The sequence below is a fragment of the Halomonas sp. genome (assembly GCF_034520545.1).
In the GTDB taxonomy this organism is placed as follows: domain Bacteria; phylum Pseudomonadota; class Gammaproteobacteria; order Pseudomonadales; family Halomonadaceae; genus Halomonas.
The window spans coordinates 112,922-129,346 of sequence record NZ_JAXHNN010000014.1 but is presented as its reverse complement, the minus strand read 5'-3'; the positions used below and the strand labels follow the sequence as shown (position 1 = coordinate 129,346).

Below are 16,425 nucleotides of genomic sequence, written 5' to 3'. Positions count from 1 at the left end.
CATGCACGGTATGTGGCGAGACGGCAACCATTTCGAACTGCTTCCCGAGGCGGCCCTCTTCCTGCCTACGATGTTCGAGGCCGTCGATCGAGCGCGTCACTCCGTGCTTATCGAGCTCTACCTGATGGAATCCGGTCGGCTCGCCACGGCACTGATCGGGTCGCTGTTGCGCGCCGTCGAGCGTGGTGTGTCGGTACTGCTGCTGCTCGACGGCTATGGGGCCATGGGGCTGGCCAGTGCCGACCGCCAGCGTCTCGAGGAGGGGGGAGTGGCATTGCGCTTCTTCAATCCCTTGGGCGTTCAGTCGCTGGTGCGTAACCTGACCCGGGATCATCGCAAGCTGGTGGTGGTCGATGGTGCAGAGGCCTTCACCGGGGGCTTCGGGGCCGTGGACGAGTTTTTGGATGCCTGGTACGAGGTGGCAATGCGCATCGAGGGGCCGGTGGTGGCCGACTGGGTGCGGCTGTTCTGCCGGCTCTGGGACTCCCCCATGAGTCGCGGGCCCGGCAGGGCTTCGCTGGTGCGGGGCCTGGAGCTCGCGACACGCCCCCGCGAGGGTTTCCGCGGCATGCGGGGTCGGGTGGTCTGGGGGCAGGGTTACCGCTATCAGGCGATTCGTCACTCGCTGCATCATCGGGTTTCGACGGCCTCTCAGCGGCTGTGGCTCTGTACGCCCTACTTTGCGCCCACCTTTACTCTGCGCAGGCGCCTGGCTCGGGCGGCGCGGCGCGGCGTTGACGTGCGCCTGCTGTTGCCGGGCGAGATCCATGACCATCCCGGCGTGCGCTATGCCGGTCAGCGCTTCTATGGCCGTCTGCTGCGGGCAGGGGTGCGCATCTTCGAATTTCAGCCCACCTTCATTCATGCCAAGTTTTCGCTGGCCGATGACTGGGTCAGCCTTGGCTCGTGCAACTTCGACCACTGGAGTCTGCAGTGGAACCTGGAAGCCAATCAGGAGGTAGAAGACCGCCGCTTCGCCACCGAGCTCGTTGGGCTGTTCGAGCGCAATTTCGCGTCGAGTCGTGAGATCGACCCCGTGGCCTGGTCACGGCGGCCACGCTTGCAGCGCTTGCGCGAGTGGCTCTACGGGATCCTGGACGGAATGCTGACGCGGCTGCGCTGACGCGGCTGCGCCGCGAGCTATAAGCTGTCAGCTTTAAACTGTAAGAAAACCACAGTCTCGCTTACGGCTTACGGCTTACGGCTGCCCTTGCTCCGCCCGGCGGGCTGCTTGCGGCGTGGCTTGGGCTTGGGCGTTTCCGGGGGGACGCGATAGTGCAGATAGAGGTCCAGCACCAGTTCCGGCAACTGGGTGACGAGGCCTTCGAGCCGAGTCGTATCGCCGGACAGCTCCGCCATGTCGGGTTCGTCATCGAACAGCCCGGAAAGCAGCATGAAGGGCAGCAGCAAGGTAGCGGCGGCTTCCTCGTCGTCGGTGAACCAGGCGGCTTCATCGAGGAAGACACCTTCCATGAAGCCGGCGCACCAGTCGCCGACCGGCGTCTCCTCAGGGGCGCTGTCGCCCAACTCGAGCTCGAAGGGCAGTTCCGGTAGGCCGCCCGCCTCCAGTACCTCGATGGCGTTGCGCCTGAGTCGCTCGAGTAGCCCCAGGATCATCTCGCGCTCGGCGTCGTCTGCGAAGGTCGGTTCACCATGGAACAGTTCGGCGATCCAGGCCGCCGCAGGCATGTCGCGCGGGGCCACGGCCAGGGCCATCAGGAAGCCGTGGGCGCCGATCAGGTCAAGGGCGTCGGCGTCGACCCGTTCGGAGTCGAGGAAGTCGTCGAGCAGGTCGAGCTCCTCGTCCTCGAGGAGCGGCTGTGGGATGGGCGCTTCGGCATCGGACATGACGGCTCTCACAGGGAAAACGTGGGCATGGGGGAAGGCTTTACGCCTCGACACGAAGGCGCCATTCTATCATCCCATGACGATACCCGCGCTTCCCGCCCCCGACCTCGCTCGACTCGATGAGCTCGACCGGGCCGCCCTTCGCCTTGCCCTTCTCGAGCGGGTCGAAGCGGCCTACTGTCTGTGTTGTGAACTGCATACCGCCTTGCCGCGACCGACGGTCTGGCTTGATCTGCGGGGCAAGTGTGCCGGCCAGGCCCACTTCGGACGGGGCGGGCTGCGCTTCAATCCGTTGCTCCTGGAGGAGAACCGCCTCGCCTTTCTGGTCGAGGTGGTGCCTCACGAGATGGCCCACTGGCTGGTGCATCACCTGGAGGATGGCCACCAGGCGCGCCCCCATGGCCACGAGTGGCAGACCGTGATGCGTCGCCTCTTCGGCGTGGAGCCACGGACCACTCATCGTTTCGATACCGAGCGTGCGAGCCCGGCGCCTTACCGCTATCGCTGCGGCTGCCAAGAACATGGCTTTACCGCTCGGCGGCATGCCCTGGCACGGCGGGGGCGAGAGTACCGTTGCCGGCACTGCGCTCAGACCTTGGTCTATCGCGGTTATACCGCTTCCTGAATTTTCTTGTAAGTCATTGTGATTTATAGAAAAAATGTTGCTACCAATGTCTAAAGGGAAGGCCGCGTGCTGACGTATATGCTGTTAACACCCTTTTATGGGGCCGGCCCGTCCAACTATAACGTGGTCGGCAACATCCACCTGGAGGGTGTCCACCCCCTTTGGACAGAGGCATATCCATGACCGAACACCAGAAAGTCTATCCCGTAAGCGAAGAGTTTGCCGCCAAGGCCCACGCCGACAAGGCCACCTATGAGGCCATGTACAAGCAGTCGGTTGATGACCCCAAGGGTTTCTGGGGTGAGCAGGCCAAGCGCCTCGACTGGATCAAGGCGCCGACCAAGATCAAGCATACCTCCTTCGATTCGCACAACGTGGATATCCGCTGGTTCGAGGACGGTACTCTCAATGCCAGCGTCAACTGCCTCGACCGCCACCTCGAGACGCGCGGCGACCAGCCGGCGATCATCTGGGAGGGCGATGATCCCAAGGATGACAAGACGCTCACTTACCGGGAGCTCTATGAGAAGACCTGCCAGATGGCCAACGGCCTCAAGGAACTGGGCGTTGGCAAAGGTGATGTCGTCACGCTCTACATGCCGATGATTCCCGAGGCCACCGTGGCAATGCTGGCCTGTGCCCGCATCGGTGCCGTGCACTCGGTAGTATTCGGCGGCTTCTCCCCGGATGCAGTGGCCCAACGCGTGATCGGGGCCAAGTCCAAGCTGATTATCACCGCCGACGAGTCCGTGCGCGGTGGCAAGCAAGTGCCGCTGAAGGACAACGTCGATGCCGCCCTGACCCGCGACGGTACCGATGTCTGCGAGAAGGTGCTGGTGGTCAAGCGCACCGGTGGTGAGATCGACTGGAAGGACGGGCGCGACGTCTGGTACGACGACGTCGTCACCAAGCAGTCCACCGATTGCCCGGCCGAGGAGATGGGGGCCGAGGATCCGCTGTTCATCCTCTACACCTCCGGTTCGACCGGGGCGCCCAAGGGGTTGAAGCACACCACCGGTGGCTACCTGCTGCATGCCGCCATGACCCACCAGTATGTCTTCGACTATCAGGAGGGCGAGGTCTACTGGTGCACCGCCGATGTGGGCTGGGTCACCGGCCACAGCTATATCGTCTATGGTCCGCTGGCCAATGGCGGCACCACCTTGATGTTTGAAGGCGTACCCAGCTATCCGACCCATGGCCGCATGGGCGAGATCGTCGACAAGCACAACGTCAACATTCTGTATACCGCGCCTACCGCGGTGCGTGCCCTGATGGCCCATGGCGACGACGTCATGGATTCCAGCAAGCGCGACAGCCTGCGCGTGCTCGGTTCGGTGGGCGAACCCATCAACCCCCAGGCGTGGGAGTGGTTCCATCAGGTGATCGGTAACGGGAAGTGCCCCATCGTCGATACCTGGTGGCAGACCGAGACCGGCGGCATCATGATCGCGCCGCTGCCCGGGGCCACTGATCTCAAGCCGGGCTCCGCTACCCTGCCGTTCTTCGGCGTTGTGCCCGCGCTGGTCGACAATGAGGGCAATGAGCTCAAGGGTGCCACCGAGGGTAACCTGGTGATCCTGGATTCCTGGCCGGGCCAGGCGCGCTCCATCTGGGGTGACCACGACCGCTTCGTTCAGACCTATTTCTCGGCGTTCAAGGGTGTGTACTTTACCGGTGACGGCTGCCGTCGCGACGAGGACGGCTACTACTGGATCACCGGTCGCGTCGACGATGTGCTCAACGTCTCCGGCCACCGCATGGGTACCGCGGAGATCGAATCCTCACTGGTGGCCCACGAGGCCGTGGCAGAGGCGGCGGTGGTCGGCTTCCCCCATGACATCAAGGGGCAGGGCATTTATATCTATGTGACTCTGGCCGATGGCTTCGAGGAAAGCGACGAGCTCAAGAAGGAGCTGACCCAGTGGGTTCGCAAGGACATCGGTCCGATCGCTTCGCCTGACGTCATCCAGTGGGCGCAGGGTCTGCCCAAGACCCGCTCGGGCAAGATCATGCGTCGGATTCTGCGCAAGATCGCTGCCAACGAGTGTGATGGCCTGGGCGATACCAGCACCCTGGCGGATCCGTCGGTGGTCGATGAGCTGATCGAGCATCGCGTCAACCGCTGAGGGCACTGCCCACTCAGTGGCAGGTGACCATCGCCTGTCGCCTCATGGCATGTCAAAAGCCGGCCCCTCGGGGCCGGCTTTTTCGTAGGTGGCAGGCGCAGTGTCGACGATACTCGAGAGCCCTTGGGAATCGCCTTGGCCATGGGGTACCATACAGGCGACAAATGTAGAGCCCAGCGTGGCGGCTTCGGTGCGCTGCTCGAGGAACCGGAGGAAGATCCATGGCCTTTGCCCAGAAATTCATCGTTGCCGATGACCATCCGCTGTTCCGAGCGGCTCTGACCCAGGCGCTGCGTCAGCTGGCGCCCCAGGCCGAGATCGTCGAATCCGACACGATGGAAGCGACCACCGAGGTGGTCACCCGGCATCCCGACGCAGACCTGATCCTGCTGGATCTGCACATGCCGGGTGCCCACGGCTTCTCCGGCTTGATCCAGCTGCGTGGCCAGACACCCGATATCCCGGTGGCGGTGGTCTCCGGCAGCGACGAGGCTTATGTGGTGCGCCGCGCCATCGACTACGGGGCCTCGGGCTTTATTCCCAAGTCCTCGTCTCTGGCGCTGATTGCCGAGGCGGTGGGCGAGATCCTCGATGGCGAGGTCTGGCTGCCGGCCGAGATGGCCGAGGCGCTGGGCGAGTCCAACGAGGAGGAGACCAAGTTTGCCGAGGCGATCGCTTCGCTGACGCCTCAGCAGTTTCGGGTGCTCAACATGCTCACCGAGGGCCTGCTCAACAAGCAGATTGCCTATGAGCTGAGCGTCTCCGAGGCCACCATCAAGGCCCACGTCACCGCCATCCTTCGCAAGCTCGGCGTGCATTCCCGCACTCAGGCGGTGATCGCCGCCCAGAAGCTCGAGGTCGAGCCACCGAAGGTAGAATCCTGAGTCTGGCTTCGCCCGAAGGAGCAAGCGTCAAGACGCAAGCTTCAAGGAAACGCAAAAACCCACCGACCGGTGGGTTTTTGCAGTAAGCACATACCCTTACTGGCTTGCAGCTTGCAGCTTGCAGCTTGCAGCTTGCAGCTTGCAGCTTGCAGCTTGCAGTTACTACTGCGCTGCGCGGCTGGCCTGCAGGGTGCGGGTCAGCAGGGCGCGCAGGGCGGCGGGGCGCACCGGCTTGAGCAGTAGCTGATAGCCGGCGCGTCTGACCTCTTCGGCCACTTCCTCGGTACGGTCGGCAGTGATCACGATGCCGGGCACTGCACCCTCCAGCCGCTCGCCGAGTGCCTCCAGGGCCATCAGCCCCGTAACCTCGTTGTCCAGGTGGTAGTCCGCGAGTATCGCGTCCGGAGCGCCGTCCAGGTGGCGCATTACCGATTTGGCGCCGCCGATGGTGGTAGCCGTGAATACTTCGCAGCCCCAGCCCGAGAGCATCGCCTTCATGCCCTCGAGTATCAGCGACTCGTTGTCGATGCAGAGTATCCGGGTGTCGGCGAGCTTGTTGCCGGCGCGCTTCGGCGTGGCGTCTTCGGCCTGCTGTGTTGCGGTGCGGGGTGCGACCACCGGTACGCTGACGGAGAACATGGTGCCAAAGCTCTCCTTCGAACGTACCCGGATGGGATGATCGAGCACTCGGGCCATGCGGTCGGCGATGGACAGACCGAGGCCCAGGCCCTTCTCGCTCTCCTTGTGCCGCGTGGCCTGATCGAGGCGACGGAACTCCTGGAAGATCTCGAGCTGCTTGGCTTCGGGGATCCCTGGGCCTGAGTCCCATACTTCGATGGTGATGCGTTCGCCATGGCGGCGGCAGCCGAGCAGTACCCGGCCTGCCTGAGTGTAGCGGATGGCGTTGGAGAGGAAATTCTGGATGATCCGGCGCAGCATCTGGGGGTCGCTATCGACCCACTGGTGGGTCGGCACCACCACCAGGTCCAGGCCACGCTCCTCGGCCATCACCTCGAACTCGGCGCGCAGCGGGCGGATGATGTCGGCCAAGGCGAAGTGGCTGCGTCGCGGGGTGAGGGCACCGGCATCCAGCTTCGAGATGTCGAGTAGCGTGCTCAGCAGCTCCTCGGCGGCTTGCAGCGAGTTGTCGATATGGCCGATGGTGCGCTTCATGTCGTCCGCTTCCATCTCCTGGGCGAGGGCCGAGGTGAACAACCTTGCGGCATTGAGCGGCTGCAGCAGGTCGTGGCTGGCGGCTGCCAGGAAGCGCGTCTTGGAGGCATTGGCATCTTCGGCCAGCTGCTTGGCCTGGCGCAGGGCGAGCTCGGCCTCGGCACGCACCCGGTTCTCCTGGCGCAGGGCGGCGTTGGCCTCGGAGAGGGCCTGGGTGCGCTCGCGCACCCGCTCTTCCAGGGTTTCATTGGTTTCCTCGAGAGCGATCTCGGCCAGGCGTCGCTCGGTGATGTCCTGGTAGAGAGCGAAGAAACCCAGTATCGACCCGCTGTCGCCGAAATGAGGGGTATAGGTGACCAGCATATAGCGTCGTTCGTCGCCGATGGGCAACGAGACCTCGAAATTGACCCGCTCACCGGTCAGGGCGCGCTCGATCCATGGCGCCCGTTCGCGTGCCATGCGGGGGTCCATTACCTCTTCCACACGCTTGCCGATCACTGCGTTGCGATCGATGCCGAAGGCCTGCTCGTAGGCGCGGTTGGTGAAGAGGTAGCGGCACTCCTTGTCGAAATAGGCGATCAGCGCCGGCACGTTGTCGGTATAGATGCGGATGTTGTTCTCGGAGCGAATCAGCGCTTCCTCGATGCGCTTCTGCTGGGTGATGTCCTGGTAGGTGTAGACGAAGCCGCCCCCCGGCATGGGGTTGCCCTGAACCTCCAATACGCTGCCGTCCTGGCGGTAGCGCACGTAGCGGTGGGGGTGGCCCTCGCGGATGTTGTCGATCAGCAGCCGCACGTGCTCCTCGGGATCGCCGGGGCCGTACTCGCCGTTGTGGGCGTTGTAGCGGAAGATCTTGTCCATCGGGGCGCCGACGCGGATCAGATGGTCGGGGAAGCGGAACAGCTCCAAGTATCGCTGGTTCCATACCACCAGACGCAGATTCTGGTCGACCACGCTGATGCCCTGGCTGATGTTCTCGATGGTGGCCTGCAGCAGGGCGCGGTTGAACTCCAGCACCTGGGAGGCCTCGTCGACGATGGAAATCACGTCCGAGATGCCGATGCCGCGCCCCTGAAGGGCCGAATTGACGACGATCCGTGCCGAGGAGGCGCCGAGGACCGAGGCAAGGAAGCGCTCGGTGAACTGGATGACATCGATGGAAGCCCGGGTGTTGTCCTCCAGGTGGGTGCCAGTGCGCCGGGAATAATCCTCGAAGGCGCGGTTCACCTGGCCGGCGCCTAGGAAGCGCTCGCAGAGCACCTTGAGGTCGCCCACGGTGGTGGCGCCGGTCCAGGGTCGGTTCACCGAGGTCTGGCGGGTCTCGACGCTGTCCACGAACAGCGAGGCTTGGATGCGCTCGACGACCCGCTGGGCGGTGACCTGGGAGACGAAGATATAGCAGAAGAGGTTCACGCCCAGGGAGAGCATTACGCCATGGGTGAAGCTGTCGCCAACGTTGAGACCGAATAGCGAGGTGGGGGCCAGCCAGGCTACGCTCAGCGGGCCACCATCGAGCCAGCTCCCTGGCAGCACGCCGGCACCGATCAGGGTGGGCATCAGAAGGCTGTAGGCCCAGATGGCAAAGCCGGCATTCATGCCGACGATCACGCCCAGGCGGTTGCCACGCTTCCAGTAGAGGCCGCCGATCAATGCCGGGGCGAACTGGGCCGCGGCGGCAAAGGAGAGCATGCCGGTGTTGGCCAGCGAGCTGAACTCGCCAATCAGCTGGTAGAAGCCGTAGGCCATGGCCAGGATCACGGCAATGGTGACACGCCGCGCCTGCAGCACCAGCCGGCCGTAGTCGCGCGGCTTGGTATCGAACCAGCGTAGTCGGAACAGGGCGGGGATGACGATCTCGTTGGAGATCATGATCGAGACCGCCACCGCGGCCACGATGACCATGCCGGTAGCCGCCGAGAAGCCACCGATGAAGGTCAGCAGCGTCAGCCATTCATTGCCTGCGGCCATGGGCAGCGCCAGCACATAGGTATCCGGCTCGATGCCGCTGCCGGCGAAGATGGTCAGGCCGGCCGCCGCGATAGGAATGACGAAGAAGGCGAAAGCCAGCAGGTAGAGCGGGAAGAGCCAGCGGGCCTTGGTGGCGTCATCACGGTGGATGTTCTCCACCACTGCCACATGGAACTGGCGGGGCAGGCAGAGGATGGCCAGCATGGCCAGCAGGGTCTGGGCCCAGAAGCTCTGGCCGAAGTCCTGGTCGGCAAGCTGTCGCTGAAGCTCTAGCTGGGTCTCGGCGCGGCCCAGCAGGTCGCTCAGGCCGTCGAACATGCCCCAGGTAACGTAGGCTCCGAGTGCCAGGAAGGCGATAAGCTTGACCAGCGACTCGAAGGCCACGGCGTGGATCAGGCCCTCGTGATGCTCGGTGGCGTCGGTGTGACGGGTACCGAAGAGAATGGCGAAAGCCGCCATCACCATCGCCACATAGAAAGCCGTGTCACCAAACAGCGGCGCCTGGGTGATGTCGCCGGCATCGGTGATCACACTGAAGGAGGTGGAAACCGCCTTCAACTGCAGGGCGATGTAGGGCAGGGTTCCGATCAGCGCCACCAGGCTGGCGAAGGCCGCCAATGATTGGGTCTTGCCGTAGCGCGAGGCGATGAAGTCGGCGATGGAAGTAACGTTCTGGTGCTTGGCGACGCGGATCATCTTGGCCAGTACCGGCCAGAACAGCAGTAGGGTGAGTATGGGGCCGACGAAGATGCTGGCGAAGGACCAGCCCGCCGTGGCTGCCTGGCCGACGGCGCCGTGGAAGGTCCAGGAGGTACAGTAGATGGCCAGCGCCAGGCTGTAGATCACCGGGCGACGTCGGCTTGCCCCATGCTCCCGGGCGTGACGATCGCCCCGCCAGGCGATGGCGAACAGCACGCTGATATACAGCAGTGAAACGGCGATCAGCAACCAGCCAGCGAACATGCACTTTTCTCCCTTCCGGATGCGCCCATTCTAGGTTAAGGCCGCCCTTCTAGGCAGGGCAGCAAAGGGCGCCGGGTCAGTCTGCCGTACAAATGGCGCGGTAGAGCGGGCTGGAATCCTTGACGCGGCGCATCTGTTCGGTGCGGGGGCTCCGCGATTCCCCTTCCAGGGGCAGCATTTCCCGGGTTGCGCAGTTCATCAGGTAGGCCTGGTGGCTCACCTGGTCCACGTACTCCTTCTCGAAGCGATAGAGAATGAACTCGACCAGGCGGCCGTCATCTCCCCGGCTTACTGAAAGATTGTCGAGGTCCACGATGGTGAAGGCGGTGGTCATGGGAAAAGCGAAGGTCCAGGGACGAAAGAACATCTGGCCCTCCTCCACGGAAACTACCTCTGCCGATTCGGGCAACTGCTGCTGTTTGTGCTCGAACCAAGTGTATTCGTTGTAGATTTGGTAGCCGAGCATTCCCAGGCCACCGCACGCCGGGATGAACCAGCGCGGCAGTCGCTTGCCGCTGGCCAGCCGCAGGATCAGGCCGACCCCTGCGGCACCTAGGCCGGCGAAGATCGCTGCTATCAGGTGCCATATCATGATTCATGCGTCCTTAAAGAAAGCGATCGGGCTTCCCTGAGGAAGCCCGATCGGTAGTGGTTTGACTGGCCCGGCTAGCCGGGCCAGGTGGCCATTATGGCTCAGTGCCCGGTTGCCACACCAGCACCCTTCGGATAGCGGACGCTTTCCACCAGGTCCTGGATCTCCTGCGGGGGCTCCTCGGTCGCGTTGGAGACAAGGAAGGCCACGGCGAAGTTGAACATTGCGCCGATTGCACCGAAGGAGAGCGGCGAGATGCCCAGGATCCAGTTGTCCGGCGTGTTGGCCAGCATTTCGGTTCCCGGAATGAAGAACCAGCCCAGGTAGGTGAAGATATAGAGCAGGGTGGCGATCAGACCGGTCAGCATGCCGGCAACCGCGCCCTTGTTGTTCACCCGCTTGGAGAAGATGCCCATCATCAGCGCCGGGAACAGCGAGGCGCCGGCGATACCGAAGGCCAGGGCTACTGTCTGCGCAGCGAAGCCCGGAGGATTCAGGCCCAGGTAGGTCGCCAGCAGGATGGCGCCCGCCATGGAGATCCGCGCCGCCAGCATTTCGCCCTTCTCGGTGATCTTCGGGTTGATCATGGTCTTGATCAGGTCATGGCTGATGGCCGAAGAGATAGCCAGCAGCAGGCCTGCCGCCGTGGACAGGGCAGCCGCGATACCACCGGCGGCGATCAGACCGATGACCCAGGGGGGCAGGTCGGCGATCTCCGGGTTGGCTAGTACCAGGATGTCGTTGTTGACGTCCAGTTCGCTGCCTTCCCAGCCACGCGCTTCAGCGGTCTCGGCGAAGTCTTCATTACCATCGTTGTAGAGCTGGATGCGTCCGTCGTCGTTCTTGTCGGTGTAGGTGATCAGGCCGGTTTCCTCCCAGGTCCTGATCCACTCTGGCCGATCCTCGTAGGCAAGAGGGTTGGTCATGGCGTCGTCATAGTTTTCGACTTGACCGGCGGCTTGCGGATAGACGGTCGTCATCAGGTTCAGGCGAGCCATCGACGCCACGGCCGGGGCGGTCAGGTAGAGCAGGGCGATGAACACCAGGGCCCAGCCGGCCGACCAGCGAGCATCGGCGACCTTCGGCACGGTGAAGAAGCGGATGATGACGTGGGGAAGACCGGCTGTACCGACCATCAGCGACAGGGTGAACAGCACCATGTTCAGCTTGTTGCTGACGTCGGCAGTGTAGTCGGCGAAGCCGAGCCATCAGCGACTGGTCCAGTTGAGCGTTGACCAGCAGCTGGCACACCGCATTCGGCGTGCGGTGCGCGAACATGCCCGATCTGCGGGATGGGGTTGCCGGTCAGCTGTATCGCGATGAACACTGCCGGAATGGTGTAGGCGATGATCAGCACGATGTACTGGGCCACCTGGGTGTAGGTGATGCCCTTCATGCCGCCGAGTACGGCGTAGATGAAGACGATGAAGGCCGCGATCCAGATGCCCCAGGTGTTGGAGACTTCCAGGAAGCGGGAAAAGGCCACGCCGGCACCGGTCATCTGGCCGATGACGTAGGTGATTGAGGCGACCACCAGGCAGATCACGGCGACCAGGCGCGCGGTGTTGCGAGTAGAAGCGGTCACCGATGAAGTCGGGCACCGTGAACTTGCCGAACTTGCGCAGGTACGGCGCCAGCAGCATGGCCAGCAGCACGTAGCCGCCGGTCCAGCCCATCAGGAAGGTGGAGTTGGCGTAGCCCCCGGAGGCCAGAAGGCCGGCCATGGAGATGAAGGAGGCAGCGGACATCCAGTCGGCGGCGGTGGCCATGCCGTTGGTGATCGGATGCACGCCGCCGCCGGCGACGTAGAAGTCCTTGGTCGAGCCCGCGCGGGCCCAGATCGCGATGCCGATGTAGAGGGCGAAGGAGGCCCCTACGAACAGCAGGTTGATTGCAAACTGACTCATGCTGGCTTACTCCCCGAGTCCGAACTGTTTATCGAGCCGGTTCATCTTCCACGCGTAGAAGAAGATGATGCCGATGAAAGTGAGGATCGAACCCTGCTGGGCGAACCAGAAGCCCAGGTCCGTTCCGCCAACGGGAATGCCGGCAAGCAGCGGGCGAAGGAGGATGGCGAAGCCGTAGGACACCAGGGCCCAGACGATCAGGCACCCCGTGATCAGGCGTACGTTCGCCTTCCAGTAAGCAGCGGCATTGGCTTTGTCGTCTGCCATAGTGTTGCTCTCCACTAGTTGTTCAGGTTGGGAAGTTGCCCAGAGCGTTTAGGTTACTCATCAGGACAGTCGTGTCGGCGGAGCCAGCCTTAGCCTGCGCAGGCTGGGTCAGCCTGTCATCAGGTTGCCCGCCCCTAGTCGAAGTGCAATGTCGACGCGGGATTGTCCTGCATGGCTCACGGCCAATAGTGGGCAGCAAACGCCTAAAATAAATCCCAGACTTTCGTATCATGAAAAGATACCGATGGAAGGTCCTTTATAAAAACTCTTTTTTATCAGTATATTAACCTTATCTTGTGGCCAATGTTTCGACGCCACGGGAGCGCGCATAGGACGATGGTATAGCCTCGAATTCCAGAGCAGTTAAACCTTGGTTCCTGATTGTCTTTGACGATGGTCTAAGATCGCCAGGATAGGACGATTGTCTAGGTTATTCACTGAAACCCGACTTTGCTATCTTGGACTTTCGCTGGAGGCGAGGCGCAACCAAGCCAGCGGTGTCATGACCGCAGCGCTATGAGGGCAGTCCTATGGTCGATGTTGAACTTTCACAGCCGCCTTTCACCTTGCTGGACGACGAAGGCCGGGAGCGCGTACGTAGCGGCATCGATCTGGCCTATTTCGATCGTGACGAGATCATCCTCGATGCTGGCCAGCCCGGTGAATATGTTTTCCTGATCCACAAGGGTGAAGTCGCTGAGCTGGACCCGACGTTGCCGGGCGCCCAGTCACGTATTGGCCACTACACCGCCGGTGACTTGTTCGGGGCCATCAGTATCCTCAATGGCAAGAGTCGCTACCGCTTCCGGGCCGAGCAGGAGAGTCTCTGCTACCTGTTGCCAAAGGGATTGTTCAAACAGCTCTGCGAGGCCTATCCGCCCTTTTCCGAGTTCTTCCGCCAGCGCCTGGCTCAGAAGACGCGGCTGCTCACCGAACACCGCGCCGAGGGCGGCGTGACCATGGCCGGCTTCATGCTCGCCCGAGTCAGCGAATGCATGCGTGACCCGCTACTCGTCGAGGATACGACCAGCATTGCCGAGGCGGTTCATACCCTGAACGACAGCCATGCGGACAGCCTGTTGGTGCAGGGCGAGGACGGGCCGGGCATGGTCACCAAGACCGACCTGCTCAATGCTCTGGTGCTCGAGGAGCTGGCCCAGGATAGACCGGTGCAGGCGGTTGCCCACTTTGAGCTGATTACGGCAACGCCGGGACAGTACCTGTTCGAAGTCCTGGTCCAGATGACCCGCTTCAAGGTGGAGCGAGTGGTGGTGATGGAAGATGGCGCGCCGGTAGGGGTGGTGGAGTTGACCGACGTGCTCAGCTACTTCTCCAGTCGCAGTTACGTGGTCAGCCTGCAGGTGGAGCAGGCCAACAGCCTGGAGGCGCTGGCCTCCGCCAGCCGCCGTACACCGGAGCTGGTGCAGGCGCTGATGGCCCAGGGCGTCAAGCTGCGTTTCGCCATGGGGCTGCTGGCGGCCCTCAATGGGCGCATCATGAACAAGGCCTGGGGCTTTCTGATCGATGAGCGTTACCACTCCGATAGTTGCCTGATCGTGATGGGCAGCGAAGGGCGTGGCGAGCAGATTCTCAAGACTGATCAGGACAATGGCCTGATTCTCGCCGACGATCTGGAGTGGCCCGACTGCCACGAGCAGATGCAGCGCCTCACCGAGACGCTCATCGAGCTGGGCTATCCACCTTGCCCGGGCAACATCATGGTCTCAAACCCGGAGTGGGTTGGCACCGAGACTCAGTGGCGCGGGCGCATCGCGCAATGGGCGGGGAGTCGTGACGGCGATAGCCTGATGCGGCTGGCGATCATGCTCGACTCCCACGCCGTGGCCGGCAATCCGGCCCTGCTCGAGCGGCTGCGCGAGGAGCTCTTCGAGCGCTGCAGCCGTGACGAGATCCTGCTCTCCTACTTCGCGCGCACAGCGCTGCGCTTCTCCACACCGCTGACGCTTTTCGGTTCTCTGAAGAAGCCGCAGCACGGCGTCGACATCAAGAAGGGGGGCATCTTCCCCATCGTCCACGGGGTGCGCACCCTGGCATTGGAGCGTCGCATCACCGCGACCTCCACTCTGGAAAGGCTCGAGGCGCTGGTGGCCGATGGTCGTCTGGAGGAGCGTTTCGCCGAGGACCTGGGGGAGGCGCTCTCGCTGTTCACCGAGTTGCGCCTGCGCCAGCAGATCGAACGCCTCGACGACCCGGAAGGTCGGGGCGAGGAGACCGATCGGGTGGTCGTCCAGGAGCTCTCGTCGCTGGAGCGGGATCTGCTGCGTGAGGCGCTGCATATCGTCAAGGACTTCAAGCAGCGGCTGTCGCACCGCTTCCACCTCGAGTACTCGTGAGACCCGAGCGGGTCAGGGAACGACAACAACAGGAGGTTCATCCATGCTCAGGGCATTGCGGCGTGCCGCCGATCGCCGGCGACAGGTCCACGGCGACTATGGCTGGCTCTTTTCCCCCTATACCGGGGACGAGATGATTGCCATCAAGTGCCAGACCACTGGGCTCGATACCCGCCACGCCGAACTGGTATCGCTGGCGGCGGTGCGTATCCGCGGCGACCGTGTCCTGACCAGCGATTCGCTGGATCTGCGCCTGGCAAGGCCGGCGAGTCTCTCCGGCGATTCGATCCGCATCCACGGCCTGCGTGGCATCGACCTGGCCGATGGTACGGATATCGAGGAGGCCCTGACACGACTCCTGGACTTCATCGGTAATCGCCCGCTGGTCGGCTGGTGCCTGGACTTCGACCTGGCGATGCTCAACCGTCAACTTCGTCCTCTCTTCGGCTTCGAACTGCCCAACGCCGGCATCGACGTGGCACAGACCTATCGCCGTCAGCTACGCCTCAGCCATCCCGAGGTGGATGTCCGACCGCGCTTCGAACAGGTAGCCGAGCACCTGGGCGTGCCGGTCATGGGACGCCACACTGCCCTGGGCGACGCCGTCACCACGGCCTTGATTCACCTTCGCCTGGCGCGGGGTCCCATGCTGGCGGCGCGTTTCTGCTGATCGGGCGCGCTTCGCCTGGCTATGGTGAGGGTGGTAGGATAGTGTCCGTCATTTCAAGCCCCCCAGGCAGTGCCCGAGACCATGCAAGACGCCCTGATGTTCGACCCCCGTGACACCGCCGCACCCGATGGCCCGTCCCCCACCGAGCCCGCATCGACCCGTGAGGGTCTCGATGCTCGAGGCAAGCGCGAGTTCAACAAGCTGCAGAAGCGCCTGCGTCGCCAGGTGGGTAATGCGATCATCGACTACGGTATGATCCATGAGGGGGATCGGGTGATGGTCTGTCTGTCCGGGGGGAAGGACAGCTATACGCTGCTGGAGATTCTGCGCAACCTGCAGCGTAATGCCCCGGTGACGTTCTCTCTGGTGGCGGTGAATCTCGATCAGAAGCAGCCTGGCTTTCCTGAGCAGGTATTGCCCGACTATCTGGAGGGCATCGGGGTCGAATACCACATCCTCGAGCGTGATACCTACTCGGTGGTCAAGGAGAAGACGCCCGAGGGCAAGACCACCTGTGCCCTCTGCTCGCGGCTTCGGCGGGGCTCGCTCTATGGTTTCGCGGAAGAGATCGGAGCCACCAAGGTGGCTCTGGGACACCACCGCGAGGATATCCTCGAAACGCTGTTTCTCAACATGTTCTTCGGCGGCAGCCTCAAGGCGATGCCGCCCAAGTTACTCTCCGACGATGGCAGGAACATGGTCATCCGTCCGCTGGCCTACTGTAGGGAGGCGGATATCGCCGAGTTCGCCCGGCTGATGGACTTCCCGATCATTCCCTGCAATCTCTGCGGTTCCCAGCCCAACCTGCAGCGCCAGGTGGTCAAGGAAATGTTGGCCGAGTGGGAGAAGTCCCATCCCGGCCGTCTCGAGAGCATGTTCAAGGCGGTCACCAAGGTGGCGCCCTCGCAGCTGGCCGACCGCGAACTCTTCGATTTCGCCGGTCTCGAGGAGAAGCAGGCTCGGCGGCAGGCCAGCCGCATCGATATCCATCAGGAGCTTTAAGCTTTAAGCCGTAATCGGCAAGACAATCGCCCCCGTGACCTTG

General features: G+C 63.0%; 11 protein-coding genes and 1 pseudogene. 7 read left to right on the top strand and 5 right to left on the bottom strand.

What is annotated here, in order from left to right:
- Position 1 precedes the first annotated feature (1 nt).
- On the top strand, positions 2-1,123 hold the full coding sequence (locus tag U5L98_RS15755) for a phosphatidylserine/phosphatidylglycerophosphate/cardiolipin synthase family protein (RefSeq protein ID WP_322559244.1): 1,122 nt from the start codon (positions 2-4) through the stop codon (positions 1,121-1,123).
- A 68-nt stretch (positions 1,124-1,191) separates the two neighbouring features.
- Here the strand turns inward: U5L98_RS15755 and U5L98_RS15750 are convergent, their stop codons facing one another.
- Entirely contained in the window at positions 1,192-1,848 is a 657-nt protein-coding gene (locus tag U5L98_RS15750) for a YecA family protein (RefSeq protein ID WP_322559243.1), read from the bottom strand.
- 76 nt (positions 1,849-1,924) lie between these two features.
- Here U5L98_RS15750 and U5L98_RS15745 point away from each other — a divergent pair, with 76 nt between their 5' ends.
- From U5L98_RS15745 to U5L98_RS15735, 3 genes are all read left to right on the top strand, one after another.
- Positions 1,925-2,473, top strand: a complete 549-nt coding sequence (locus U5L98_RS15745) for a SprT-like domain-containing protein (RefSeq protein ID WP_322559242.1) — start codon at positions 1,925-1,927, stop codon at positions 2,471-2,473.
- A 179-nt stretch (positions 2,474-2,652) separates the two neighbouring features.
- Complete coding sequence (acs, locus tag U5L98_RS15740; RefSeq protein WP_322559241.1) at positions 2,653-4,602, top strand: acetate--CoA ligase; 1,950 nt, start codon at positions 2,653-2,655, stop codon at positions 4,600-4,602.
- 221 nt (positions 4,603-4,823) lie between these two features.
- On the top strand, positions 4,824-5,486 hold the full coding sequence (locus U5L98_RS15735) for a response regulator transcription factor (RefSeq protein WP_322559240.1): 663 nt from the start codon (positions 4,824-4,826) through the stop codon (positions 5,484-5,486).
- A 162-nt stretch (positions 5,487-5,648) separates the two neighbouring features.
- Here the strand turns inward: U5L98_RS15735 and U5L98_RS15730 are convergent, their stop codons facing one another.
- From U5L98_RS15730 to U5L98_RS15715, 4 genes and pseudogenes are all read right to left on the bottom strand, one after another.
- Entirely contained in the window at positions 5,649-9,590 is a 3,942-nt protein-coding gene (locus tag U5L98_RS15730) for a NahK/ErcS family hybrid sensor histidine kinase/response regulator (protein WP_322559239.1), read from the bottom strand.
- A gap of 76 nt (positions 9,591-9,666) precedes the next feature.
- The gene (locus tag U5L98_RS15725) at positions 9,667-10,182 is read right to left on the bottom strand and encodes a hypothetical protein (RefSeq protein ID WP_322559238.1); all 516 of its coding nucleotides are present in this window, start codon (positions 10,180-10,182) and stop codon (positions 9,667-9,669) included.
- Between the two features lie 101 nt (positions 10,183-10,283).
- Positions 10,284-12,089: pseudogene (locus U5L98_RS15720) on the bottom strand (sodium:solute symporter family protein).
- Positions 12,090-12,095: 6 nt separating this feature from the next.
- A complete protein-coding gene (locus U5L98_RS15715) occupies positions 12,096-12,356 on the bottom strand; it encodes a DUF4212 domain-containing protein (RefSeq protein ID WP_040185430.1) in 261 nt (86 codons plus the stop codon).
- Between the two features lie 530 nt (positions 12,357-12,886).
- On the opposite strand from U5L98_RS15715, the gene U5L98_RS15710 reads away from it, so the two are divergent.
- The 3 genes from U5L98_RS15710 (at position 12,887) to ttcA (ending at position 16,382) form a co-directional block, all read left to right on the top strand.
- Complete coding sequence (locus U5L98_RS15710) at positions 12,887-14,710, top strand: putative nucleotidyltransferase substrate binding domain-containing protein (RefSeq protein WP_322559237.1); 1,824 nt, start codon at positions 12,887-12,889, stop codon at positions 14,708-14,710.
- A gap of 43 nt (positions 14,711-14,753) precedes the next feature.
- Entirely contained in the window at positions 14,754-15,380 is a 627-nt protein-coding gene (locus U5L98_RS15705) for a 3'-5' exonuclease (RefSeq protein ID WP_322559236.1), read from the top strand.
- 81 nt (positions 15,381-15,461) lie between these two features.
- Complete coding sequence (ttcA, locus tag U5L98_RS15700) at positions 15,462-16,382, top strand: tRNA 2-thiocytidine(32) synthetase TtcA (protein WP_322559235.1); 921 nt, start codon at positions 15,462-15,464, stop codon at positions 16,380-16,382.
- The last annotated feature ends 43 nt before the right edge of the window (positions 16,383-16,425 follow it).